This window comes from Bradyrhizobium sp. 4, assembly GCF_023100905.1.
Classification (GTDB): domain Bacteria; phylum Pseudomonadota; class Alphaproteobacteria; order Rhizobiales; family Xanthobacteraceae; genus Bradyrhizobium.
The window spans coordinates 3,190,458-3,212,938 of sequence record NZ_CP064686.1 but is presented as its reverse complement, the minus strand read 5'-3'; the positions used below and the strand labels follow the sequence as shown (position 1 = coordinate 3,212,938).

At 64.5% G+C, this 22,481-nt stretch carries 23 protein-coding genes; 7 read left to right on the top strand and 16 right to left on the bottom strand.

Annotation, left to right across the window (positions count from 1 at the left end):
• Positions 1 to 72: 72 nt before the first annotated feature.
• Both IVB45_RS14625 and IVB45_RS14620 read right to left on the bottom strand, forming a co-directional pair.
• Positions 73 to 777 (bottom strand): phosphatidylserine decarboxylase, encoded by a 705-nt coding sequence (locus tag IVB45_RS14625; RefSeq protein WP_256374445.1) that lies wholly within the window; start codon positions 775 to 777, stop codon positions 73 to 75.
• Positions 778 to 854: 77 nt separating this feature from the next.
• Complete coding sequence (locus tag IVB45_RS14620; protein ID WP_247360395.1) at positions 855 to 2,810, bottom strand: ABC transporter ATP-binding protein/permease; 1,956 nt, start codon at positions 2,808 to 2,810, stop codon at positions 855 to 857.
• Between the two features lie 202 nt (positions 2,811 to 3,012).
• On the opposite strand from IVB45_RS14620, the gene IVB45_RS14615 reads away from it, so the two are divergent.
• Positions 3,013 to 3,618 (top strand): TIGR00730 family Rossman fold protein, encoded by a 606-nt coding sequence (locus IVB45_RS14615; protein WP_018459347.1) that lies wholly within the window; start codon positions 3,013 to 3,015, stop codon positions 3,616 to 3,618.
• Here the strand turns inward: IVB45_RS14615 and IVB45_RS14610 are convergent.
• The 4 genes from IVB45_RS14610 to cysS form a co-directional block, all read right to left on the bottom strand.
• Positions 3,615 to 3,992 carry a VOC family protein gene (locus tag IVB45_RS14610; protein WP_247360394.1) on the bottom strand — a complete coding sequence of 126 codons (378 nt, stop codon included), beginning with the start codon at positions 3,990 to 3,992 and terminating at the stop codon, positions 3,615 to 3,617. The genes IVB45_RS14615 and IVB45_RS14610 overlap by 4 nt on opposite strands.
• Before the next feature lie 50 nt (positions 3,993 to 4,042).
• On the bottom strand, positions 4,043 to 5,641 hold the full coding sequence (cimA, locus tag IVB45_RS14605; RefSeq protein WP_247360392.1) for a citramalate synthase: 1,599 nt from the start codon (positions 5,639 to 5,641) through the stop codon (positions 4,043 to 4,045).
• The gene (locus IVB45_RS14600; protein ID WP_247286678.1) at positions 5,638 to 6,147 is read right to left on the bottom strand and encodes a GNAT family N-acetyltransferase; all 510 of its coding nucleotides are present in this window, start codon (positions 6,145 to 6,147) and stop codon (positions 5,638 to 5,640) included. Before IVB45_RS14600 ends, cimA begins: the two co-directional genes overlap by 4 nt.
• 115 nt (positions 6,148 to 6,262) lie before the next feature.
• A complete protein-coding gene (gene cysS, locus IVB45_RS14595; RefSeq protein WP_247360391.1) occupies positions 6,263 to 7,645 on the bottom strand; it encodes a cysteine--tRNA ligase in 1,383 nt (460 codons plus the stop codon).
• Positions 7,646 to 7,938: 293 nt separating this feature from the next.
• Here cysS and IVB45_RS14590 point away from each other — a divergent pair, with 293 nt between their 5' ends.
• A complete protein-coding gene (locus IVB45_RS14590) occupies positions 7,939 to 8,244 on the top strand; it encodes a hypothetical protein (protein WP_247360389.1) in 306 nt (101 codons plus the stop codon).
• 129 nt (positions 8,245 to 8,373) lie between these two features.
• Positions 8,374 to 9,558 (top strand): DUF2865 domain-containing protein, encoded by a 1,185-nt coding sequence (locus tag IVB45_RS14585; RefSeq protein ID WP_247360388.1) that lies wholly within the window; start codon positions 8,374 to 8,376, stop codon positions 9,556 to 9,558.
• 160 nt (positions 9,559 to 9,718) lie between these two features.
• On the opposite strand, the gene IVB45_RS14580 is transcribed toward IVB45_RS14585, so the two are convergent.
• The 3 genes from IVB45_RS14580 to IVB45_RS14570 all read right to left on the bottom strand — a co-directional run bounded on the left by IVB45_RS14580 (position 9,719) and on the right by IVB45_RS14570 (position 13,315).
• On the bottom strand, positions 9,719 to 11,476 hold the full coding sequence (locus tag IVB45_RS14580) for an NAD+ synthase (RefSeq protein WP_247360386.1): 1,758 nt from the start codon (positions 11,474 to 11,476) through the stop codon (positions 9,719 to 9,721).
• A gap of 92 nt (positions 11,477 to 11,568) precedes the next feature.
• Positions 11,569 to 11,922 carry a diacylglycerol kinase gene (locus tag IVB45_RS14575; protein ID WP_085395859.1) on the bottom strand — a complete coding sequence of 118 codons (354 nt, stop codon included), beginning with the start codon at positions 11,920 to 11,922 and terminating at the stop codon, positions 11,569 to 11,571.
• Positions 11,923 to 11,926: 4 nt separating this feature from the next.
• Positions 11,927 to 13,315: a 3-deoxy-7-phosphoheptulonate synthase class II gene (locus IVB45_RS14570; RefSeq protein WP_247286686.1), complete on the bottom strand. Its 1,389-nt coding sequence runs from the start codon at positions 13,313 to 13,315 to the stop codon at positions 11,927 to 11,929.
• A 181-nt stretch (positions 13,316 to 13,496) separates the two neighbouring features.
• On the opposite strand from IVB45_RS14570, the gene IVB45_RS14565 reads away from it, so the two are divergent.
• Complete coding sequence (locus IVB45_RS14565; RefSeq protein ID WP_247360385.1) at positions 13,497 to 14,393, top strand: alpha/beta fold hydrolase; 897 nt, start codon at positions 13,497 to 13,499, stop codon at positions 14,391 to 14,393.
• 7 nt (positions 14,394 to 14,400) lie between these two features.
• Here the strand turns inward: IVB45_RS14565 and IVB45_RS14560 are convergent, their stop codons facing one another.
• Both IVB45_RS14560 and IVB45_RS14555 read right to left on the bottom strand, forming a co-directional pair.
• Positions 14,401 to 14,664 carry a hypothetical protein gene (locus IVB45_RS14560; RefSeq protein WP_027517277.1) on the bottom strand — a complete coding sequence of 88 codons (264 nt, stop codon included), beginning with the start codon at positions 14,662 to 14,664 and terminating at the stop codon, positions 14,401 to 14,403.
• Positions 14,665 to 14,851: 187 nt separating this feature from the next.
• Positions 14,852 to 16,327, bottom strand: coding sequence for an aldehyde dehydrogenase family protein (locus IVB45_RS14555; protein ID WP_247360679.1), 1,476 nt, complete (start codon positions 16,325 to 16,327; stop codon positions 14,852 to 14,854).
• Positions 16,328 to 16,440: 113 nt separating this feature from the next.
• On the opposite strand from IVB45_RS14555, the gene IVB45_RS14550 reads away from it, so the two are divergent.
• Complete coding sequence (locus IVB45_RS14550) at positions 16,441 to 17,523, top strand: substrate-binding domain-containing protein (protein ID WP_247360384.1); 1,083 nt, start codon at positions 16,441 to 16,443, stop codon at positions 17,521 to 17,523.
• Between the two features lie 33 nt (positions 17,524 to 17,556).
• On the opposite strand, the gene IVB45_RS14545 is transcribed toward IVB45_RS14550, so the two are convergent.
• Entirely contained in the window at positions 17,557 to 18,132 is a 576-nt protein-coding gene (locus IVB45_RS14545) for a hypothetical protein (RefSeq protein ID WP_247360383.1), read from the bottom strand.
• Between the two features lie 157 nt (positions 18,133 to 18,289).
• Between IVB45_RS14545 and IVB45_RS14540 the strand changes: the two genes are divergently transcribed.
• Both IVB45_RS14540 and IVB45_RS14535 read left to right on the top strand, forming a co-directional pair.
• Positions 18,290 to 19,228 carry a LysR family transcriptional regulator gene (locus IVB45_RS14540; RefSeq protein ID WP_247360382.1) on the top strand — a complete coding sequence of 313 codons (939 nt, stop codon included), beginning with the start codon at positions 18,290 to 18,292 and terminating at the stop codon, positions 19,226 to 19,228.
• A gap of 95 nt (positions 19,229 to 19,323) precedes the next feature.
• A complete protein-coding gene (locus tag IVB45_RS14535; protein ID WP_247360381.1) occupies positions 19,324 to 20,271 on the top strand; it encodes a helix-turn-helix domain-containing protein in 948 nt (315 codons plus the stop codon).
• A 37-nt stretch (positions 20,272 to 20,308) separates the two neighbouring features.
• Here the strand turns inward: IVB45_RS14535 and IVB45_RS14530 are convergent, their stop codons facing one another.
• From IVB45_RS14530 to IVB45_RS14515, 4 genes are read right to left on the bottom strand one after another with little or no spacing between them, the layout of a single operon-like run.
• Positions 20,309 to 20,893, bottom strand: coding sequence for a TIGR00645 family protein (locus tag IVB45_RS14530; RefSeq protein ID WP_247360380.1), 585 nt, complete (start codon positions 20,891 to 20,893; stop codon positions 20,309 to 20,311).
• 33 nt (positions 20,894 to 20,926) lie between these two features.
• The gene (locus tag IVB45_RS14525; RefSeq protein WP_247360379.1) at positions 20,927 to 21,562 is read right to left on the bottom strand and encodes a TerC family protein; all 636 of its coding nucleotides are present in this window, start codon (positions 21,560 to 21,562) and stop codon (positions 20,927 to 20,929) included.
• Positions 21,559 to 21,921, bottom strand: coding sequence for a hypothetical protein (locus IVB45_RS14520; protein ID WP_027569423.1), 363 nt, complete (start codon positions 21,919 to 21,921; stop codon positions 21,559 to 21,561). The genes IVB45_RS14525 and IVB45_RS14520 overlap by 4 nt, the downstream gene beginning before the upstream one ends.
• A 2-nt stretch (positions 21,922 to 21,923) precedes the next feature.
• A complete protein-coding gene (locus IVB45_RS14515) occupies positions 21,924 to 22,397 on the bottom strand; it encodes a tellurite resistance TerB family protein (protein WP_027569422.1) in 474 nt (157 codons plus the stop codon).
• Between the last annotated feature and the right edge of the window lie 84 nt (positions 22,398 to 22,481).

The following is a 22,481-nucleotide window of genomic DNA, read 5'->3' as shown; positions in this document are numbered from 1 at the left end:
TGGGGCGAGATATAGCAAGCCGCGTTCCCCTCCGCCATTGCGGCGGAAGGCCCCTCAGGACCGACTTATTGGTTAATTGGCACGGTAGGCGCGACTCGGGTCGTCTCCGGCGAGATCGGCCAGAATCGTCTCGCCGGCGATCGCAGTCTGCCCTTCCGAGACCAGCGCCTTGGTGCCCAGCGGCAGATAGACGTCGAGCCGCGAGCCGAAGCGGATCAGGCCGAAACGCTCTCCGGCGCCGATCGCCTGCCCCTCTTTGACGAAGCAGACGATGCGCTTGGCGACCAGACCCGCGATCTGGATCACGCCGATCCGCGCCGTCGGCGTCGTGATCACCAGCGAGTTGCGCTCATTGTCCTCGCTCGCCTTGTCCAGCTCGGCATTGATGAACAGGCCGGGACGGTAGGCGATACGGTCCACCCGGCCCGCGATCGGGCTGCGGTTCACATGGCAGTTGAATACGCTCATGAACACTGAGACGCGCGGCAGCGGCCGATCGCCGAGCCCGAGCTCGGCCGGTGGCAGCGCCATAGTGATCATGGAGACGCGGCCGTCGGCGGGCGACACCACGAGCCCCTCGCGCACTGGGGTCACGCGCACTGGGTCGCGGAAGAACAGCGCGCACCACACGGTCAGGATGGTGCCGATCCACCCCAAAGGCGACCACAGCCAGAACAGGAGGAGGCTTGCCAGCGCAAAGCCGCCGATGAAGGGATATCCCTCCTTGTGGATCGGCGGGATCTGACGCTGGATCGAATCGAGAATGGACATCGCTATCTGCCGCTCAGGGTTGATGGCGCAGGTCGTCCCGCGCGGTGGTGTTGTTTAGGCCAGAGTTGGGACCGGAGACAAGGTCACTCCGCCGCCGCAGGCGTCGTCAGGACATCGGCAACCGGCGGTGGCTCCCGGTTGGGCGCCTCGTCAGGGTCGGCCATCCTGGCCAGTTTCTCGCGCGCCGCCTCGGCCTCGCGCTGCCTGTTCCACATGCTGGCGTAAAGTCCCCCCTCCGCGAGCAGTTTTGCGTGGGTGCCACGCTCGGCAATGCGGCCCTGGTCCAGCACGATGATCTCGTCGGCGCCGACGATGGTCGAGAGCCGATGGGCGATCACCAGCGAAGTGCGGTTCTTCGCCACGCGCTCGAGCGCACCCTGGATTTCGTGTTCGGTGTGGGTGTCCAGTGCGGAGGTCGCCTCGTCCAGCACCAGGATCGGCGGCGCCTTCAACACGGTGCGCGCGATCGCGACGCGCTGTTTTTCGCCGCCGGACAGTTTCAGACCGCGCTCGCCGACCTGGGTCTCGTAGCCTTTCGGCGCCATGCGGATGAAATGATCGATCTGCGCCAGCTGCGCTGCCTGCTCGACCTCGGTATCGCTGGCGTCCCAGCGACCGTAGCGGATGTTGTAGCGGATGGTGTCGTTGAACAGCACGGTGTCCTGCGGCACCATGCCGATGGACGCGCGCAAGCTCGCCTGCGTGACCTCGCGAATGTCATGGCCATCGATCAGGATGCGGCCGCCGGAGATGTCGTAGAGGCGGAACAGCAGCCGCGAGATGGTCGATTTGCCGGCGCCGGACGGGCCGACGATCGCCACCGTCTTGCCGGCCGGCACCTCGAAGCTGATGCCCTTCAGGATCGGGCGCGCAGGGTCATAGGCGAAGCGCACGTCCTCGAAACGCACATTGCCCGCTGAGACCACCAGCGGCTTTGCGTCCGGCGCGTCCTTGATCTCGGCCTCGCGCCCCAGCACGTTGAACATCTTCTCGATGTCGATGATCGCCTGCTTGATCTCGCGATAGACCATGCCCATGAAATTCAAGGGCTGGTAGAGCTGGATCATCATGGCGTTGACCAGCACGAAATCGCCGACCGTGTTGGTGCCGTTGCGGACGCCGATCGCGCACATCAGCATGGTCGCGGTCAGCCCCAGCGTGAAGATCACGGCCTGCCCGGTGTTGAGAACTGCAAGCGAAGTATAAGCCTGCACGCTCGACTCCTCGTAACGCGCGACCGATCGGTCGTAGCGCTGCGCCTCACGGGTCTCGGCGCTGAAATATTTGACGGTCTCGTAGTTGAGCAGCGAGTCGATCGCCTTGGTGTTCGCCTCGGTATCGGCATCATTCATCTTACGGCGGATACCAATCCGCCACTCGGTCGCGATGTAGGTGTAGTACATGTAGACGGCGACAGTGACGAGGGTCGCGAGCACGTAGCGCCAATCGAACTGCCACAGCAGCACGGCCATCAGCAGCGAGACCTCGACGATGGTCGGGATCAACTGCAGGATCACCATGCGCACGATGACCTCGATGCCCTCGCGGCCGCGCTCGAGCACGCGCGTCAGGCCGCCGGTCTTGCGCTCCAGGTGGAAGCGCAGCGACAACTCATGCATGTGGATGAAGGTGATGGTGGCAAGCTTGCGCACCGCGTGCATGGCGACGCGCGCGAAAATGCCGTCGCGCCATTGCGTCAGCACCGCCATCACGATGCGCATCACGCCGTAGCTGGCGGTCAGCAGCAGCGGCGAGGCAATCACCCAGAGGTGCCAATTGTCGGCCTGAACCGGCGCGGTGTTGGCGCCGGTCAGCGCGTCGGTCGCCCATTTGAAACTGAAAGGAACCGTCAGCGTGATCAGCTTGGCCGCGAGCAGCAGCACCATGGACCAGACCACGCGCATCTTCAGGTCGAAACGGTCGCCCGGCCAGATATAGGGCCACAGATGCGCCAGCGTGCCCATCAGCGTGGCCCGCTCCAGCGGCCCTCCGGCGGGATCAGGAACGTTGGGGCCGGCGGGCGATTGAGCTTGGTCCATCAAGAAGCCTGAAAAGCCCGTCGGATGCGGGCTGCGTTGCCATTAAGGATTTTCGTTTGTCATATAGAGCCTTACCGATGCCCATGCACCCCGCCAGATGGCGAATCTTCGATTGTTCGCCGTCGTTTACCGGTAGATTTCCGGAAGTCCCGAATCACCGATTGGGCTTGACGCCTCTCCGCTGCAATGCATCATGGCACCAATGAGCACGATCAAAACCGTCTGTGTCTATTGCGGCTCCGGCCCAGGAACCAATCCCCGTTTCACCGAAGGCGCCAAGGCGTTCGGCAAGGCGCTCGCCGAGAACAACATCCGCCTCGTTTACGGCGGCGGCTCGCTCGGCCTGATGGGCTCGGTCGCGACCTCCGTGCTCGATCACGGCGGCACCGTCACCGGCATCATCCCCGACTTCCTGCGGATGCGCGAAAACGCGCTGACGCGCGTGCAGGAGATGATCGTCACCCCCGACATGCACGAGCGCAAGCGCTTGATGTTCGAACGCTCCGACGCCTTCGTGGCGCTGCCGGGCGGCGTCGGCACGCTGGAAGAGCTGGTCGAGCAATTGACCTGGAAGCAGCTCGGACGTCATGCCAAGCCGGTGCTGCTGGCCAACATCGATAATTTCTGGGAGCCGCTGTTCTCGCTGCTGTCGCACATGCGCCAGACCGAGTTCATCCGCGCCGGGCTTTCGGTCGACATCCTCAAGGCCGATCGGATCGAAGAGATTTTGCCGAAGCTGAAATCGGCTGCGGCGCAGATCGAAGACGCGGAAAAGCAGCTCGCACCGGAAATGGCGCGCAAGCTCTAGTCCGCAGGAAACGTCACCGCCTCGATTCGGTTGCCATCGGGGTCGACGACAAAGGCTGCGTAATAGCGCACGCGATCGTGCGGGCGGATACCCGGTGCGCCGTCGGACGCGCCGCCCGCGGACAGCGCTGCGGCGTGAAATGCATCGACCTCGGCGGAGGTCTTGGCCCGCAGGCAGATATGCACGCCGCTCTCCAGCGTGACGTGCGGCATGCCCTCGCGCAGATTGATCCAGAATTCGGGATAGGCCTTGCCGAAGCCGATCGTCCGCGGTCGCGTGACGACGCGCGCGAGTCCGAGGGCCCCGAGCGCCGCTTCGTAAAATGTCGCCGAGCGCTGCAGGTCGCTGACGCCGACGGAGATGTGGTCGATCATGGGTCGCGCTCCCCGCTCTCCTCGTCATTGCGTTCTTGGCGCCATGTCCCCTATGCCGGCGCGCCCGACTTCACCAGCTTGTAGATCACCGAATCCATCAGCGCCTGGAACGAGGCGTCGATGATGTTGGGGGACACCCCGACCGTGGTCCAGCTGTCGCCGTTCTCGTCCTCGCTCTCGATCAGGACGCGCGTGACCGCGCCGGTGCCGCCGTTGAGGATACGGACGCGATAGTCGATCAGCGTCAGGCCTTCGATATATTTCTGGTACTTGCCGAGATCCTTGCGCAGAGCGACGTCGAGTGCGTTGACGGGACCGTTGCCTTCGGCCGCCGAGATCAGATGCTCGCCGGCGACGTCGACCTTGACCACCGCCAGCGCCACGGTGACGCGCTCGCCGTGCGAATTGTAGCGCTGCTCGACATTGACGTCGAACTGCTCGACCTCGAAATAATGCGGCACCTTGCCGAGCGTGCGCCGCGCCAGCAGCTCGAACGAGGCGTTGGCGGATTCATAGGCATAGCCTTGCGCCTCGCGCTCCTTCAACTCCTCCACCAGCCGCGACAGCTTCGGATCGCTCTTCTCATAGGCGATGCCGGCGCGGTCGAGCTCGGCGATGACATTGGAGCGGCCGGCCTGATCGGACACCAGCACCTTGCGGTGATTGCCGACCAGCTCCGGCAAGACATGCTCGTAGGTCTGCGGATCCTTCAGCACGGCGGAGGCATGGATGCCGGTCTTGGTGACGAAGGCGCTCTCGCCGACATAGGCCGCATGCCGGTTCGGCACGCGATTGAGCATGTCGTCGAGCGTGCGCGACACCTTGACCAGGGTTGCGAGCTTTTCCGCCGTGACGCCGATCTCGAAGGCGTCGGCAAACTCGGCCTTCAGCTTCAAGGTCGGGATCAGCGAGCAGAGATTGGCGTTGCCGCAGCGCTCGCCGAGGCCGTTCAGCGTGCCCTGGATCTGGCGCGCGCCGGCGCGCACGGCCGCGAGCGAATTCGCCACCGCCTGTTCGGTGTCGTTATGGGCGTGGATGCCGAGATGATCGCCGGGGATGTGCTTCGCCACCTCGGCAACGATCGCCTCGACCTCGTTGGGCATGGTGCCGCCGTTGGTGTCGCACAGCACCACCCAGCGCGCGCCGGCTTCATAGGCAGCTTTCGCGCAGGCGAGCGCGAAACCGGCGTCTTCCTTGTAACCGTCGAAGAAATGCTCGCAGTCGAGCATCACCTCGCGGCCGGCGGCCTTCGCCGCCGCGACGCTGTCGCGGATCGAGGCGAGGTTCTCCTCCTTCGTCGTCTCCAAGGCAACGCGCACCTGATAGGCCGAAGCCTTCGCCACAAAGCAGATCGCGTCGGCTTTTGCTTCCAGCAGCCCGGCCACACCAGGATCGTTGGAGACCGAGCGCCCTGCCCGACGTGTCATGCCGAACGCAGTGAAGCGCGCATGCGAAAACTTCGGCTTGGTGCCGAAAAACTCGGTGTCGGTCGGATTGGCGCCGGGATAGCCGCCCTCGACATAGTCGATGCCGAGTTCATCGAGCATCTGGGCGATGATTTGCTTGTCGGTCAGCGTGAAATCGACGCCGTTGGTCTGCGCGCCGTCGCGCAGCGTGGTGTCGAACAGATAAAGGCGCTCCTTGCTCATTGCAGGGCTCCCGACGCAGGTCCGCTGCCGAGCGTCTTCTGCATGGTGGTGTTGGCCAGCCACTCGTCATTGACGGTGATGCTGTTGCGCTGCATGGCGACATAGCCGCGCTTGGCAAAAAAGCCCTGCGCGTTGTCGCTGGCGTCGACCGTCAGCTTGTCGGCACCGCGGCCGCCCGCAAGCTTTTCCAAGGCATCGACGAGCATCGTCGCGAGGCCCTGCCCGGCCACGGCTGGATGCACATAGAGCATGCGGACATGATCCTTGCCGCGCAGCGAGGCAAAGCCCACCGGTGATCCCTCCAGCGTCGCGATCAGCGTCAGGTCGGAGGCGAGCCGCTTGCCGAATTCTTCGTCCTCGGCCGCCGCCATCCAGGCCTGCTGCTGCGCTTCGCTATAGTCATCGCCGGTCAGCTCTTCGATGCTGGCCGTGAAGATCGCGGCAAGAACCGGCACGTCCTCCGGCAGGAAAGGCCGCAAACCAGGCTTTGGGAGTGCTTGTGCCATCGTCTTCACCACATCCCATAGAGTTTCAGCGCCAGCGCCACGGCAGCGCCGAGCAGCAAGATTTTCAGCGCGATGTAATAGAACCAGTGCCGCGGAAACGGTGTGTCGGGCCGCTTCATCGCGCGACCTCCCACGTCGTGCCTTCCTTGGAGTCCTTGATCGCAACGCCCATCGCAGCAAGCAGATCGCGGATACGATCGGACTCCGCAAAGTCCTTACGCCCACGCGCCGCCGTCCGTTCCGAGAGCAGGCGCTCGACTTCCTTGGCATCGACGCCGCTCGCCTGCTGCTTGCGTCCTTCCCATTGCGCGGCACTCTCGGAGAGAAAGCCGAACAGACGCAACGAACCCGCGAGGGCACCAACGTCGCTGCCGCGCAGGCCATGCAGCGCCGCGATCGCCAGCGGTGTATTGAGGTCGTCGAGCAGCGGCTCGACCACTGAGGGGGCCGGCTTGCCGGGCGCGACGTCAGCCGCAACCCGATACCAGTCGTCGAGCGTCCTGGCGCTCTCCTCCAGCGACTTCATCGTCCAGTCGATCGGCGAGCGGTAATGCGTCTTGAGCATATTCAGGCGCAGCACTTCGCCCGGCCAGTCCGCGAGCAGCTCGTGAATCGTGACGAAGTTGCCGAGCGACTTCGACATCTTCTCGCTCTCGACCTGCAGGAAGCCGTTGTGCATCCAGTAGTTCGCCATGCGCTCCCGGTGGAAGGCGCAGCAGGTCTGCGCGACCTCATTCTCGTGATGCGGAAACACGAGATCGATGCCGCCGCCATGGATGTCGAAGTGCTCGCCGAGATGCTTCCAGGCCATGGCCGAGCACTCGACATGCCAACCGGGGCGCCCCTGCGCGGCGATACCGGCCGGTGACGGCCATGACGGCTCGCCGGGCTTGGACGGCTTCCACAGCACGAAGTCGGTGTTGCCTTTCTTGTAGGGCGCGACATCGACGCGGGCGCCGGCAACCATCTCGTCCAGCGAACGATTGGACAGCGCGCCATAGCGCGGCAGCCCGGAATCGGCCGCGTTCATCGCCTGCGGCGAAAACAGCACATGATCCTCGGCAGCATAGGCAAAACCGCCGGCGACCAGCCGTTCGATGATCTCGCGCATCTCGCCGATATGCTCGGTCGCACGCGGCTCGACGCTCGGCCGCAGCGCACCGAGTGCGTCGACGTCGGCGTGAAACTGCTTGCCGGTCTGCTCCGTGACTTTCCGGATCGCCTCGTTCAGCGGCAGGCCGGGGAAGTCACGCGCGGCGCGGTCGTTGATCTTGTCGTCGACGTCGGTGATGTTGCGGACATATTTGACGTGGGCCGCGCCATAGAGATGGCGCAGCAGCCGGAACAGCACGTCAAACACGATCACCGGCCGGGCGTTGCCGATATGGGCGAAGTCATAGACGGTCGGTCCGCAGACATACATGCGGACGTCTTCGGCATCGAGCGGCACGAAGGTGCGCTTTTCCCGGCTCAGCGTATCGTAAAGGCGCAATTCCATAAGGATACCCGTCGGCTGTTGGCCGGGCGTCCAGTGCTCTCAATGGTTTTGAGAAAAGACGGCTCCAGCCAGCGAATCGCTAGCTCGTAATCTCGCGGCAAATGGCGCAAATGACGAGGAGACCGTTCATGACGGAACATATGGGCTATGAGGCGGCCCCGCGTCAAGAGAGCCGCGAAAATGCCGCTTTATCTCCGCAATGCGCAGCCGCCGCGCATAGATGGTTCATCTCCTTAACCATTTGAGCCCATTCTGGAACTGGCAGTTTCTATTTTTTTGCCCCCGGTGTTTTCATGCGATCATTGCTCGCGCTCATTTCCTGCGCCTCCATCCTCGTCGTTTCCAGCGCTCTCGCCGAGACCCGCGTCTTCATCATCCCCAACCAGGCGGATGGCTACGGCGTCGATCAGTGCCTGGCCAAAAGCGACAAATGCGGCGCGCAGGTCGCCCGCACCTACTGCCAGTCACGCGATTTTGCCCAGGCTTCGGCTTATCGGCGGGTCGATCCCGACGAAATTACCGGCTCTGTCCCCAAATCCGGCGCAAACTGCTCCCATGGCCGTTGCGATGAATATGTCGCAATCACCTGCCAGCGCTGAATTCGCTCGGAACTGGCGTACCTTAGGTCCAATCGCTGGCCTCTGAAACGACGTGACGATGCCGCAGGAAGCGGCTATGGGAGGGCGCGCTTCGGCCCCCACATCACGCGTGGCCGTGACCTCGCTAGAATGGCGGATATGCCTGAATTTTTGTCTCTCTCCCGTGCTCGCTCGATTCTTGCCTGCGCCGTGCTCTTGAGCACCGTCGCGCTCGCCAATGGTGCGTTCGCACAGGCCGGCCCGCCGGGACCGCCGCCTCAGCCCGGCCAGAACGGGCTCGGACCCAACCCGATGTGCGCGCGCCTGGAAGGCCAGCTCGCCGGGCTCGATCGTGGCGGCGGCGGTGATCCCGCACGCGAAGACCAGATCCGCCGCTATCAGGAGTCCCAGACCAAGCAGCAGGCCGAGCTCGACCGCGTCACCATGCAGGCCAAGCGCATGGGTTGCGATTCCTCCGGCTTCTTCTCGCTGTTCAGCGGCCAGTCGGCGCAATGCGGTCCGGTCAACACCCAGATCCAGCAGATGCGCGCCAATCTGGACCAGATCACCGGCAATCTCGAACGCCTGCGCGGCGGCGCCGGCGGCTTCAGCCCCGAGCGTGACAACCAGCGCCGCTCGGTGCTGGCAGCGCTGGCGCAGAACAATTGCGGCCCGCAATATGCCAACGCCGCGCAGTCGCAAGGCGGCGGCAACTTCCTGAGCAATCTGTTCGGCGGCAACAACCCCAACAATCCGCAAGGCGTGCCGCCGTCCGATCTCGGCCCGCAATCAGGCACCTATCGCACCGTGTGCGTGCGCACCTGCGACGGCGCCTACTTCCCGGTCTCGTTTGCGACCGTGCCGGCGCGCTTCCCCGACGACGAGAAGACCTGCAAGGCGCTGTGCCCGGCCGCCGAAGCCGTGCTCTACACCCATCGCAATCCCGGCGAGGACATGAACTCCGCGGTCTCCACCAGCGGCCAGCCCTACACAGCGCTGCCGACCGCGTTCAAATTCCGTAGCGAGTTCAACCCGTCCTGCTCCTGCAAGGCCGCGGGCCAGACCTGGGCGGACGCGCTCAAATCGGCAGACGACAAGGCATCGGCCGAGCAGCAGGGTGACATCATCGTCACCGAGGAGAGCGCCAAGAAAATGCAGCAGCGGCAGCTCAACAAGGGCACGCCGGCCGCCAATGGCAAAAAGGGTGCGACGCCGACCACAGCGACTGCACCTGTCGCGACTCCGCCTGCCGATACCGGCGCCGCGACGACATCGTCCGAGAACAAGCCCATCCGATCGGTCGGCCCGAGCTTCCTGCCGCAACAGCAGAAGTAGGCGCACAACTGTCATGCCCCGCGAAGGCGGGGCATCCAGTACTCCGTGTCATCACTTGGGTTTCGACAACGTCCGCCGCGGCGTACTGGATCATCCGCCTTCGCGGATGATGACAGCGTCGTACGTGACGAACCGTCCATCCCACGACCTTCGGCCAGCCTCACCCCTCGAATGCGTCGATCGAGGCTTTGCTCCCACGCGACACCAGCGTCTCGTCCGGGGCGGCGAGCTGCTCGCCTTTATCGCGAAAGCGGTTGGTGATGGGATAGCGGCGGTCGCGGCCGAAATTCCTGGCCGTCACCTTGACGCCGGGCGCGGCCTGGCGCCGCTTGTATTCGGCGACGTTAAGGAGATGGTCGATGCGGGTCACCGTCTCGCGGTCGAAGCCGGCGGCGATGATCGTGTCGAGCAGCTCCTCGCGCTCGATCAGACGCTCCAGGATGGCATCGAGCACGTCGTAGGCCGGCAATGAATCCTGGTCGGTCTGGTTCTCACGCAGCTCCGCGGTCGGCGGACGCGTGATGATGTCGGGCGGGATCACCTCGCCTTCCGGCCCCAGCGCCCCCTCGGGCTTCCACGAATTGCGCAAGCTTGCCAGCCGAAACACCTGCGTCTTGTAGATATCCTTGATCGGATTGAAGCCGCCGTTCATGTCGCCATAGAGCGTGGCGTAGCCGACCGACATCTCCGACTTGTTGCCTGTCGTCACCACCATCAGGCCGGTCTTGTTGGAGATCGCCATCAGCAGCGTGCCGCGAGTCCGGGCCTGGAGATTTTCCTCGGTGACATCGGGCGGCAGATTCTTGAAGACGCCGGACAGGATGGTCTCGAACCCGTTCACCGCTTCCGCGATCGGCAGCACCTCGTAGCGGATGCCCAGATGGCCGGCGAGCTCGCCGGCGTCGGCAATCGAGCTTGCCGCAGTGTAGCGATAAGGCAGCATCACGCCATGCACCTGATCCGCACCCAGCGCGTCGACCGCGATCGCGGCGCACAGCGCGGAGTCAATGCCGCCGGAAATCCCGAGCAGCACACCGGGAAAGCCATTCTTGGCGACGTAGTCGCGCAGACCCAGCACGCAGGCCGCGTAGTCGGCGTGGTCGCCCTCGGGCTGCGCGGCGATCGGACCGGTGCAGCGCCAATCGTCGCCGCTTCGTGTGAACCGCAGTGTGGTGACGCTCTCCGCGAACGCCGGCAATTGCGCTGCGAGGGAAAGGTCGCCGTTGAGTGCGAAGGAGGCGCCGTCGAACACCAGTTCGTCCTGGCCGCAAACCTGGTTGAGATAGACCAGCGGCAGGCCGCTCTCGGTGACGCGCGCGACCGCGACCGACAAACGCACGTCGGCCTTGTTGCGGGCATAAGGAGATCCGTTCGGCACAAGGATGATCTCGGCGCCGGTCTCGGCCAGCGTCTCGACCACGTTCTCGTAATCCTCGGACTCCTCCAGCCAGATGTCCTCGCAGATCGGCACTCCGACGCGCACGCCGCGCACGGTGACGGGGCCGGCCGCGGGGCCACGCGAAAACAGCCGCTTCTCGTCGAACACGCCGTAGTTCGGCAGATTGCATTTGAAGCGCAGGCCAGCGATACGACCGCCATCGAGCAGCGCGCAGGCATTGTAGAGCCTGCCCTCCTCGACCCAAGGCGTGCCGATCAGCATGGCCGGCCCGCCATCGGCGGTCTCGCGCGCCAGCGCTTCGATCGCAGCGCGGCAGGCCGCCTGAAAGGAAGCCTTCTGCACCAGATCTTCCGGCGGGTAACCGGCGATGAACAATTCCGGAAACAGCACGAGATCGGCGCCGTCGGCGGCCGCCTGCACGCGCGCCGCGCGCGCTTTCGCGGCATTGCCCTCGATGTCGCCCATGGTCGGATTGAGCTGGGCGAGCGTGACCGCGAATGCGTTGAGACGTTCGGTCATGGCGCTCCGATCAGAGCATGATCCGGAAAAGTGCGAAGCGGTCTTCCGAAAAGATCATGCCCAAAACAACAACCTAAAGCGCGATTAGCGCTCTAGAGGAATCCCAATCGCTCGATGATGGCGATGATCCAGAACGCGCCGGCCATCAGCAGCGCAACACCGACCGCGGCCGACCCCATGTCCTTGACCCGTCCGATCTGCTTGTCGTGATCCATGGTCAGCCGGTCGGCAAGCTTCTCGATCGCCGTATTGAGCAGTTCGACCACCAGCACGAACGCAACCGCGCAGATCAGCTCGACCGCGCGCATCGCGGTCGCGCCGACCAACCACGCAAGCGGCAGCGACAAGAGGAGCGCGACGATCTCCTCGCGGACGGCCTGCTCCGAGCGGAACGCAAAGGCCAGACCGTTACGGGAATTGATCGTGGCCTTCCAGATCCGCAGCAAGGTTCTAGAGCCCCGCTGCGGCGGGCATCGGCCTGACCTTGCCGGCGCGTTCCTGCTTGAGCAGTTCTGCGACCAGGAAAGCCATGTCGATGGATTGCTCGGCGTTGAGCCGGGGATCACAGACCGTGTGATAGCGGTCGTTGAGATCCTCGTCGGTGATCGCGCGGGCGCCGCCGAGGCACTCGGTGACGTCCTGGCCGGTCATCTCCAGATGCACGCCGCCGGCATGGGTGCCTTCCGCGGCGTGGATCGCGAAAAACGACTTCACCTCGGACAGGATGCGGTCGAAGGGCCGCGTCTTGTAACCTGACGTCGAGGTGATGGTGTTGCCGTGCATGGGATCGCACGACCACACCACCACTTTGCCCTCGCGCTTTACGGCGCGGATCATGTTCGGCAGGTGCTCGCCGATCTTGTCGGAACCGAAGCGGCCGATCAGCGTCAGCCGGCCCGGTTCGTTGTCGGGATTGAGCACCTCGATCAGCTTCAGCAGTTCGTCGGGCTTGAGCGACGGTCCGCATTTGAGCCCGATTGGATTCTTGATGCCGCGGAAATATTCGATATGGCCGTGGTCGAGCTGGCGGGTGCGGTCACCGATCCAGATCATGTGACCCGAGGTCGCGTACCAGTCGCCGGTGGTGGAATCGACGCGGGTCATGGCCTGCTCGTAGCCGAGCAGCAGGGCCTCGTGGCTGGTGTAGAAATCGGTGGCGCGCAGCTCCGGGTGGGCCTCGAGATCGAGGCCGCAGGCGCGCATGAAATTGAGCGCATCAGAGATGCGGTCGGCCAACTCCTTGTAGCGGCGGGACTGCGGACTATCCTTGAGGAAGCCGAGCATCCACTGATGCACGCTGCCGAGATTGGCGTAGCCGCCGGTCGCGAAGGCACGCAGCAGGTTCAGCGTCGCGGCCGACTGGCGATAGGCCATCAGCTGGCGCTGCGGATCAGGGACACGCGCTTGCTTGGTGAAGGCGATGTCGTTGACGATGTCGCCGCGATAGCTCGGCAGCTCGACACCGTCGATCTTCTCCATCGGCGAGGACCGGGGTTTTGCGAACTGGCCGGCGACGCGCCCGACCTTCACCACCGGGACGGCGCCGGCATAGGTCAGCACCACCGCCATCTGGAGCAGCACGCGAAAGAAGTCTCGGATGTTGTTGGCGCCGTGCTCGGCAAAGCTCTCGGCGCAGTCGCCGCCCTGCAGCAGGAAGGCCTCACCGGCCGCGACCCGCGCCAGCGCCTTTTTCAGATTGCGCGCCTCGCCCGCGAACACCAGCGGCGGAAAGGTCGCAAGCTGCGCCTCGACGTCGGCCAGAGCCTTGGCGTCGGGATAATCGGGCACCTGTAGCACCGGCTTGCTGCGCCAGGACTCGGGCGTCCACCGCTCGGACATCGCAATCTCTCCGTGAAGCAAAAAGCACAACCTGATCTGTGGGTTGCGAGGGTCGCCTTATACACAGGCTGGCCACCGGCCGCCAGTTGTAAATCCATCTGGCACTGCAAAGCCTTGCGGGGAAAGCCAAATTCGCATTTGCTGGGAAACGGCTTGGAAACTGGCAAGATACCTTCGGCCCATGGACGTGGCACTGGACGACGTTTTCATCGACGAGATCAGCTTCCCGGCGACCGACGGGTATGCGCTGAGCGGTACGCTATTCTTGCCGCGCGGCACCAAACGTCATGCTGTGTTGGTCAATTCGGCGACGGCCGTCCCGCGAAAAATCTATCGCGGCTTTGCCTCCTATCTCGCCCATCGCGGCTGCGCGGTCCTGACCTACGACTATCGCGGCATCGGCGACTCCCGGCTGCCGGCGATGGTCGGCTACAACCAGCCGAAATCGCTGGTCGGCTTCAAGGCCTCGATGTCGGACTGGGCCGCGCTCGACGTCACCGCCGCAGTGCACTGGATGCGCGAGCGGTACAACACTCTCCCGCTCGCCTATATCGGCCACTCCTTTGGCGGCCAGGCCCTTGGGCTAATCGCGAACAACACGGAGATTTCGCGCGCCGCGTTCGTGGCCTCGCAGGCCGCGACCTGGCGGCTGATGACGTCGCCGGAAAAATACCGCGTCTTTGCCTTCATGAATTTTGTCGGTGTGCCGCTCGTGCACGCGCTCGGTTACGCGCCGGGCTGGGCCGGCATCGGTGAGGATTTGCCCAAGGGCGTCTTCCTGCAATGGGCCGAGTGGGTCTCGAGCCCCCGTTATCTCTTCGATTCAAAGCTGCCGGCGCTGGAGAATTTCGCCAGGTTCAAGGGCGAGTTGCGCACACTCTGCTTTTCCGACGATCCCTGGGCGACGCGGCCCGCGGTCGAGCTGCTTGCGAGCGGATTCACCGCGATCAAGCCGGAGGTGCTCAACGTGAAGCCGTCCGACGTCGGCGCCAAGGCGATCGGCCATTTCGGCTTCTTCCGCCCCGACCACCGCGACACATTGTGGCGCGGCGTCGCGGAATGGATCCAGGGAGAGTAGACGGCGCTTACCGGAGGATCGTGGTCAGCGACGAGTAGCGCTTGTTCGGCTTGGCTTCGCCCGGCGCGAATTGCGCAAACGCCTCGCTGACGCGGACGGCTGGCGGCGTATCGCCGGCGAAACGAAACTCCTTTGGCCGCGGCGCGTAGAAGCTGGCGCTGTAATAGGCGTCGTCGAAGCGTGCCTCGCCGACCCCGAACACTGCGTCGCACGCGAACAGGAGCGCATAGACTCCCGCGACCGCGACGACGACCTCCCTGAGAACTGACATGCTGATGCCCCACCCTGTTGCAGGCAGGATGCACGCCGGTTCCAAAGCCGGAGTTTAAGGCCGCACAGTTCTTGTCCGCAGGGTTTGCCGCCGCTGAGCGGAATGCAGACAATTCTATCGATCTCGAAAAAGGAGCCCGCCTGCACGTGGGGGCAGGCGGGCTCCAGGCTTGGCCGCTCGGGAGGTATCAGACGGCCAGATTCATCCAGACAGCCTTGGGCTCGGTGAAATTGTCGAGCGCGGCGGTGCCATGCTCGCGGCCGAGGCCGGAGTCGCGCTCGCCGCCCCAGGGCAGCCGCACGTCGGTATAGCCATAGGTGTTCATCCAGACCGTGCCCGCGCGCGCCCGCTTGGCGAAGCGCTGCAGCTTGCCGATGTCGCGGCTCCACACGCCGGCGGCGAGGCTGTAGGCCGTGCCGTTGGCAATCCGCAAAGCGTCGGTCTCGTCCTTGAACTTGATGACGCTGACGACGGGCCCGAAGATCTCCTCCTGCGAGATCCGCATCTCGTGCGCGACATTCGCGAACACCGCGGGGCTGATGAAGTAGCCGCGGTCGCCGACCTTCTCGCCACCGGTGACGAGGGTCGCGCCCTCCTTCCTGCCGATCTCGACATAGTCGAGGACCGACTTCATCTGCTTCTCGGATATGACCGGACCGAGCGTCGTCTTGCGGTCGAGCGGGTCGCCGATCCTGAGCGACTTCGCGCGCGCCGCCAGTCGCTCGACGACCTCGTCATAGGCCTTCTCCTGCACGAGCACGCGCGAGCCGGCCGAGCAGACCTGGCCCGCATTGAAGAAGATGCCGGAAGCCGCAGCTTTCGATGCGGCTTCGAGATCGGCATCATCGAAAATGACGTTGGCCGACTTGCCGCCCAGCTCGAGCGAGACGCGCTTGAAGTTGCTTGCGGCGCCCTTCATGATTCCCCGCCCCACACCGGGAGAGCCGGTGAATGTGACCTTGTCGACGTCGGGGTGATTGACCAGCGCGTCGCCGACGACCCGGCCGGGGCCAGTAACGACGTTGAAGACGCCCGCCGGCAGGCCGGCTTCGAGCGCGAGCTCGGCGATGCGTAGCGCCGACAACGAGGTCAGCTCGGCCGGCTTCATCACGATGGTGCAGCCGCAGGCCAGCGCCGGCGCGAGCTTCCACATCCCGATCATCAGCGGGAAATTCCAGGGCACGATCGCCGCGACCACGCCGACCGGCTCGCGCACGGTGTAAGTCAGGGCATCATCGCGCACGGGCACGACGTCGCCGCTGATCTTGTCGGCCCAACCGGCGTAGTAGATCAGCGTGTCGACGGCGCCCGGAAAATCCTGCCGCGATGTCGCGGAGATCGGCTTGCCGGCGTCGATCGACTCGAGTTCGATGATCTCCTCGGCGTGAGCCTTGAGCAGGTCTGCCCAGCGCAGCAGGATCTGGCCGCGCTCGGACGCCCGCATCGTGCGCCAGGAGCCTTCGAAAGCCCGGCGCGCGGCGGCGACCGCATGCTCCACATCGGCCTCGTTGCCTTCGGCGATGACCTGACCGGTGGCCGGATTGAGCGACTTGAAGGTGCGACCGGAGCTGGCGGGGACGCGGCGGCCGTCGATCAGCAGATGCTGTGGGCGGGACATGAACTCGCTCGCAGGCGAATGCACAAAGTCATATGCAACAGACATCATATTTTCTCCAGTTCTGGTATACCAGATTAGGCGCCTAGGGGCGGGAGTAAATATGATATGAATTGCAAATGGACCATCATCATATGAAGTGCAGTTCATAAGGAAGACCGATGCTTCAGATCGAGATCGAGGCCGTCTGGCGGTTTCGCCGCGAGGGGAATCCGCGCACCGCCATCATCATGCTCGGCGTCCTCAACGAGATCAGGAGAACCGGGAAGATCACCAGCGCGGCCAGGGACGCGCATCTCTCCTATCGCCATGTCTGGAATCTGATCGAGCAATGGTCGGAGTTCTTCGGCACGCCGCTGGTCGAGACCCAGCGCGGCAAAGGCTCAAAGCTCACACCGTTCGGCGAGCGGCTGGTGTGGGCGGGCGAGCGCATGCAGGCCCGGCTCGGACCTCAGCTTGAAAATTTGGCGCAGGAGTTGGCAAGCGAGATCAAGCCATTCCTCGAGCAGCGCCCGTCGGTGATCCGCGTGCATGCCAGCCACGGCTTTGCGGTCGCAAAATTGCGCGAATTCCTCGACCGCGAGCCCGGCATCGGCGTCGATCTGCGCTATGTCAGCAACCAGCATTCGCTGGTCTCGCTGGCGCAGGGCGCCTGCGATCTCTCCGGCCTGCATCTGCCGCACGGCGCGCTGCGCGCCCAGGGCATCAAGGCTGCGCGCGAATGGCTCGATCCGCGCGAGGATCGCATCATCAGCTTCGTCACACGCGAAATGGGATTGATGGTCGCGCGCGGCAATCCGCTGCGCATCGCTTCGCTTGATGATCTCACCGGACCCAAAGTCCGCTTCGTCAACCGCGATCACGATTCCGGCACGCGGCTTCTGTTCGACCAACTGCTTGCGGCAAACGGTATCGACGAGAGCCGCATCAACGGCGCGCAGCAGATCGAATTCACCCACGCCGCGGTCGCAGCCTATGTCGCGAGCGGCATGGCTGACGCGAGTTTCGGCGTCGAAGCCGCGGCCCGGCATTTCGGCCTCGATTTCATCCGGCTCCTGACCGAGGATTATTTCTTCGTCTGCAAGCGCGCGTTCCTGGACACCGAGCCGATGCAGCGCATCCTGGAGATCATCCGCAGCGCCGATTTTCGCGCGGCCGTCGCGACACTACCCGGCTATGTGCCGTCGGACACGGGCACCGTCACCGGCGTGAAGGCGTTTCTGGAGATGCACGCCGTGCGATGATGCCGAAGGATGCCGTTGCCTTGTCCGCGCCGGTCAGATCGCCGGCTCGTCCTTCAGCGCCGACAGGACCCGCTCGCCTTGCGCGGTCAGCCGGTACGTCACCAGCGGACGGCTCGACGGCGGCTTTCGCGCGAGCTCGACGATGTAGCCGCGCACCATCAGGGCTTCGAAGCTGCCGTAATAGCCGAACATGCTGATCTGGTTCTGCCTGAGCAGCTTGAACTCGCGCAAGAGACGGATCTCGTTGCCCGAGAGCAGTGAGCGGCGCACGCGTTGAACGAACCGCGCGCGCTGCTCGAACCAGGCCTGGTCCGGCAGTTCGTGCGAGGCCGGTGCCGGGGCCCGTTCGCAGAGACGCGCGTCCTGCGCAATCTCAACCATCACCTGCGGCAGGCTCGGCATACTGCTGGTGACAACCGCGTCCTTCGCAACGTCGAGCAACGCGAGCGGCCAGCGCCGCTTGTTGTCCACCATAACAGGCGGTGGCACGACGCTGTCGCGCACCAGTTGCTCGAAGCGTCCGGCGGTCACGCCGACATAGGCGGCCGCGCGACGGCGATCGACCAGGCGCGTGTCCGGCGCGACCTCGCAAACAATGTTCTCGTCCACCCCGAATCCCCTGGCGCCTCGTTGCGCATGGCATGACGGTCTGGCGGGACCGGCAATCCGGCGGCGAACCTAGGTGGGAGGAGCGCGCTCGAAAAGCACAGAATTTCGCACATGTTGATGCCGTTTCAGCAACAGCTATAGTCCAGCCGGGGGTCCCATGCGCTTTCACTCACCGGCCATCCAGTACTTCCACGCCGTTCGCCGCACCGGTTCGATCCGGGCCGCGGCGCGCCTGCTGAACGTTGCCTCGTCGGCCGTAAGCCGCCAGATTCTCAAGCTTGAACAAGAGGTTGGGTCACCGTTGTTCGAGCGCAATGCGCGCGGCCTGACGCTGACGACGGTCGGCGAGATGTTGGCCCGGCACGTCATGAACGTGCTCCAGGACCTCGACCGCTTCCGCTCGGACGTCGCGTCCCTGTCCGGGACGTGGCACGGCACTGTCAGCATTGCCTGCATCGAGTCGCTCACGGAGTCGGTGCTGCCGGACCTGATAGCCGCCCATCGCGGCCGCGCCCGGCGCGTCAGCTTCACCACCGAGGTGAAGGGATCGTCGGATGTGCTGGAGGCCCTGAGCCGCGGCGAGGCTGACATCGGTATCGCCATGGCGCTTCGCCATCCGCCGGATCTGCGCCAGGTCGCCTTGAAGCGGTTTCGCCTCGGCGCGGTCGTGGCGTACGATCATCCCCTAGCGCGCGGCAAGACGGTCACGCTGACCCAATGTCTCGCCTTTCCAGTCATCCACGCGCTGCCGGAGCTATCGATCTACCATCTGCTCCAGCCGCTGATCGCGCAGCTGTCCGAGACGCCGGAGCCTGCCATCCAGGCCAACTCGATCGACCTGATGCGCGAGCTCGCCGCGCGCGGCGTCGGCGTCGCCTTCCAGACCCAGCTCGGCATCGACCGACTGTCGCGCGACAGCCGGCTCGTCTTCCTGCCGCTCGACAACGCCGGCAGTCCGGTGTGGTCAGATCTCGGCATCTACGTTCGCGCCGAGCGCACCCTGCCCGCCCACACGGAATCCTTCCTCCAGGAGCTGGTGCGCGAATTGGGCGAGCGCGAGCGGCGGGAAAACGCGGCCTATCCGCAGGTTGCGTGATGAAGCGTCGCAGTAGTCTTCCGGGATAGGGCCGATGGTCGACCATCTGATACCGTTTGTATTTTGCGGCTCATCCCTCATGCCAGGATTCCGAGATGCCGCTATGTCGGCTGAAGCCTTCGCGAATCCTCGGCATCGAGCGCTTCTCGAATTTCGCCGAGTTTCGCGCCAACGAGGTGCTCGGCCTCGGCATCAGCACGCCGCTCCGCCCGCGCGAATTCTCGCTGTCTCGCGCCATCCTGCCGCTCCAGGATGGGCTGTTCGTGCTCCAGCGCTCCTTTGCACGGCGGTTTGAGGCCGAGATCGGCACGGACAATGGTGTCGGCCTCGTTGTCCCCCTCGCGTTTCACTCCACCTCCAACGGCCGCGAGGTCGACAATTCCACGATTGCCATGATGCGCGGCAAAGCGCCCGTAGATGCGATCGAGCATCATCCCAACACTTACCTGATGCTGCGCTTCAACTCGGACATGCGTCATCGCGGCTGGACGGATTTCGACACGGGCCTCGCATATGTTCGCGCGCAGGACCATCCGATGGCGCGCCTGCGCACCGCTATCCTGGAGATGTTCCCGCTCGCCTCGGCGTGCAACGATCCCCGGCAATTCGAGGCGCTCAACCGACCCATCCAGGAGACGCTGCTCGCCTGCCTCGACGATGCGCTCGCGCCGGCAGGCGGGCTGACCGCGCGACGCGGATCGTTCGCCAAGCACCGCAAGCTGATCGCGCGCCTCGACGAAATGGTCATGTGGTCCGGCAGCAAGGCACTCTACAGTGACGACCTCGCCTCTGCGCTCGGCGTATCGGTGCGTACGCTCCAGACGGCCGCGCACGCAGTGCACGGCGTGAGCCTGCACCATTATCTGCGCCTCAAGCGGCTGTGGTCCGCCCGCATCCAGCTCATGGTCGGAGGCGGCGGCATGAGCGTCAAGGCCGCAGCGCTCGGCAACGGCTTCTGGCATCTTGGTGAGTTCTCGCGCGGCTACAGATTGGCGTTCGGCGAGACGCCCTCCGAGACGCTGGCGCGGAGCCGACGTCCCTGAGCGCAGCCTTCGGTCTTTGAGCGGCCGTGTGTCACGCTCAGCCGTGGCCGGCTCCCTTGCGCTGGCCGCTATCGCCGAGGCGGTCGACCCAGGCGATGCCGATCGCGGAGATGATGAAGGTCAAGTGGATCAGCACCTGCCACATCACGCCGCTCTCGGTGAAATTACTCCGCGTCGTGCCGAGATTACCTGCCTCGATGAAGGTCCTGAGCAGAGAGATCGAGGAGATGCCGATGATCGCCATCGCAAGCTTGATCTTGAGCACGCTGGCGTTGACGTGGCTGAGCCATTCGGGCTCGTCCGGATGACCGCTGAGGTTCAGGCGCGAGACGAAGGTCTCGTAACCGCCGACGATCACCATCACCAGCAGGTTCGAGATCATCACGACGTCGATCAGCCCGAGCACGACCAGCATGATCTGCTGCTCGCTGGCGTCGAACGAGTGGACGACCAGATGCCAGAGCTCCTTCAGAAACAGCAGCACATAGACGGCCTGCGCGACGATCAGGCCGACATAAAGCGGGACCTGCAGCCAGCGCGAGCCAAAGATGAGTTGGGCAAACGCGCCGATTTGCGGCGCCGGCACGGAAGCCGCCGAAGGTGCTTTGGGTTCGGACGTCATTGATCACTCCGGATGATGGACAGGCACGTTGCCTCAGAGACTCGCGATCACAGGCGCGAGCTCGAGCGACCCGCGATAGATCATCTCGAAGGCGACGTAAACGATGATGGCGAGGCCGACATAGCCGATCCAGCGCTGCTTCTGGAGCACGCGGCCGAGCAAATCGGCGGCGACGCCCATCAGCGCGACCGACAATAACAGGCCGAAGGCGAGGATGTAGGGATGCTCGCGCGCAGCGCCCGCGACCGCGAGCACGTTGTCGAGCGACATCGAGACGTCGGCGGCGACGATCTGCACGGCCGCCTGCCGGAAGGTCTTTTGGGAGGCAGGCGCGGCGCGGCTGCCGCCATGGCTGAACGCGAGCTCGTTCGCGTGCGCGGACTGCTCGCGCAGCTCCCGCCACATCTTCCAGCAGACCCAGAGCAGCAGCACGCCGCCGGCGAGCAACAGCCCGATCACTTGCAGAAGCTGGGTCGCGACGCCGGCAAAGACGATGCGCAAGACGGTGGCGGCTATGATGCCGACGACGATGGCGCGCCGGCGCTGCTCGGCCGGCAGGCCGGCTGCGGCAAGGCCGATGACGACGGCATTGTCGCCGGCGAGCACGAGGTCGATCAGGACGACCTGAAGCAGCGCGGTCAGCGCTTCGGTGGTGATGAATTCAGTCATGATTGGTCATTTTTCGGTGCGGCAGGATCGAGCCATTGCGGCTTCTTCCGCTCGACCCAATCCAAAACCTTGCCGCGCGAGGATCGCAGTGCGGGAACGTCTTCTGCGAGCAAAGCGAGGCCGAGCGGGAGCATCCAGATTCCGAGCACTGGCAGGAACGAGAGCACGCCGCCGACAATAAGCAGCGCGCCCGAGGGGATTCTCACCCAGCGGCTGGACGGCTTGAGCAGATAGGTGACGGTGTCACCCATGCGTGGCGGGAGGCGACGGACGAGCTTGTCGAGGCGCGGGTCGCCGCCGGCCATCTGGCCGGTAGCACCCGCAGTCCCTGTCTTATCTTCGTCCGAAACTACGCTCATGCTTACTCCTCGGCGGCGATGCGTTGTTCGGCCCGCACTGCACCCGGCGCCACCTGCTTTGCGCGCGGCAGCACCAGCGTCAGCAGGCGCAACAGCTTGATCGCCTGCACTTCGTGGGGATGCACGTCCTCGTCGGCGGCCGCGACGCGCTCCGACAGTTCCATCAAATGAGCCGACAGCGGCAGGTCCGAAACCGGACGCAAATTCTCGATCACCACATTGGCGAAATCCGGCTCCTCGAGTCGTTCGGCAAGCTCGTCGAACATGGCGTAGAGCCGGTCCTCCGATATGTGCGGTGCGAGCTTGCGATCCCGGATGAAACGGACGACCTCGTCGCGTTCGACCGGCGAAACTTGGCGGTCGGCAACCGCAACCAGCGCGCCGACGATCACCAGCGCCACCGCAGCCTGCTCGTTCAGGCTGGACGGCTCGGTGATCTCGATTTCGATCGGATTGGAATGCTTGGCGTCGGACATCGTTGCTCCCTTATCTTGCGAAATGACCGCACGGAGCTGCGATGGGGACGATTGGGTCGGAGAGACTCTCAAGAAGGCCCGACG

Bases quoted from the DNA above. Each gene is read 5' to 3' on its own strand.
- IVB45_RS14620 (WP_247360395.1), bottom strand. From the start codon at position 2,810: ATGGACCAAGCTCAATCGCCCGCCGGCCCCAACGTTCCTGATCCCGCC.
- IVB45_RS14615 (WP_018459347.1), top strand. From the start codon at position 3,013: ATGAGCACGATCAAAACCGTCTGTGTCTATTGCGGCTCCGGCCCAGGA.
- IVB45_RS14610 (WP_247360394.1), bottom strand. From the start codon at position 3,992: ATGATCGACCACATCTCCGTCGGCGTCAGCGACCTGCAGCGCTCGGCG.
- cimA (WP_247360392.1), bottom strand. From the start codon at position 5,641: ATGAGCAAGGAGCGCCTTTATCTGTTCGACACCACGCTGCGCGACGGC.
- IVB45_RS14600 (WP_247286678.1), bottom strand. From the start codon at position 6,147: ATGGCACAAGCACTCCCAAAGCCTGGTTTGCGGCCTTTCCTGCCGGAG.
- cysS (WP_247360391.1), bottom strand. From the start codon at position 7,645: ATGGAATTGCGCCTTTACGATACGCTGAGCCGGGAAAAGCGCACCTTC.
- IVB45_RS14590 (WP_247360389.1), top strand. From the start codon at position 7,939: ATGCGATCATTGCTCGCGCTCATTTCCTGCGCCTCCATCCTCGTCGTT.
- IVB45_RS14585 (WP_247360388.1), top strand. From the start codon at position 8,374: ATGGCGGATATGCCTGAATTTTTGTCTCTCTCCCGTGCTCGCTCGATT.
- IVB45_RS14580 (WP_247360386.1), bottom strand. From the start codon at position 11,476: ATGACCGAACGTCTCAACGCATTCGCGGTCACGCTCGCCCAGCTCAAT.
- IVB45_RS14570 (WP_247286686.1), bottom strand. From the start codon at position 13,315: ATGTCCGAGCGGTGGACGCCCGAGTCCTGGCGCAGCAAGCCGGTGCTA.
- IVB45_RS14565 (WP_247360385.1), top strand. From the start codon at position 13,497: ATGGACGTGGCACTGGACGACGTTTTCATCGACGAGATCAGCTTCCCG.
- IVB45_RS14560 (WP_027517277.1), bottom strand. From the start codon at position 14,664: ATGTCAGTTCTCAGGGAGGTCGTCGTCGCGGTCGCGGGAGTCTATGCG.
- IVB45_RS14555 (WP_247360679.1), bottom strand. From the start codon at position 16,327: ATGTCTGTTGCATATGACTTTGTGCATTCGCCTGCGAGCGAGTTCATG.
- IVB45_RS14550 (WP_247360384.1), top strand. From the start codon at position 16,441: ATGCTTCAGATCGAGATCGAGGCCGTCTGGCGGTTTCGCCGCGAGGGG.
- IVB45_RS14540 (WP_247360382.1), top strand. From the start codon at position 18,290: ATGCGCTTTCACTCACCGGCCATCCAGTACTTCCACGCCGTTCGCCGC.
- IVB45_RS14535 (WP_247360381.1), top strand. From the start codon at position 19,324: ATGCCGCTATGTCGGCTGAAGCCTTCGCGAATCCTCGGCATCGAGCGC.
- IVB45_RS14530 (WP_247360380.1), bottom strand. From the start codon at position 20,893: ATGACGTCCGAACCCAAAGCACCTTCGGCGGCTTCCGTGCCGGCGCCG.
- IVB45_RS14525 (WP_247360379.1), bottom strand. From the start codon at position 21,562: ATGACTGAATTCATCACCACCGAAGCGCTGACCGCGCTGCTTCAGGTC.
- IVB45_RS14520 (WP_027569423.1), bottom strand. From the start codon at position 21,921: ATGAGCGTAGTTTCGGACGAAGATAAGACAGGGACTGCGGGTGCTACC.
- IVB45_RS14515 (WP_027569422.1), bottom strand. From the start codon at position 22,397: ATGTCCGACGCCAAGCATTCCAATCCGATCGAAATCGAGATCACCGAG.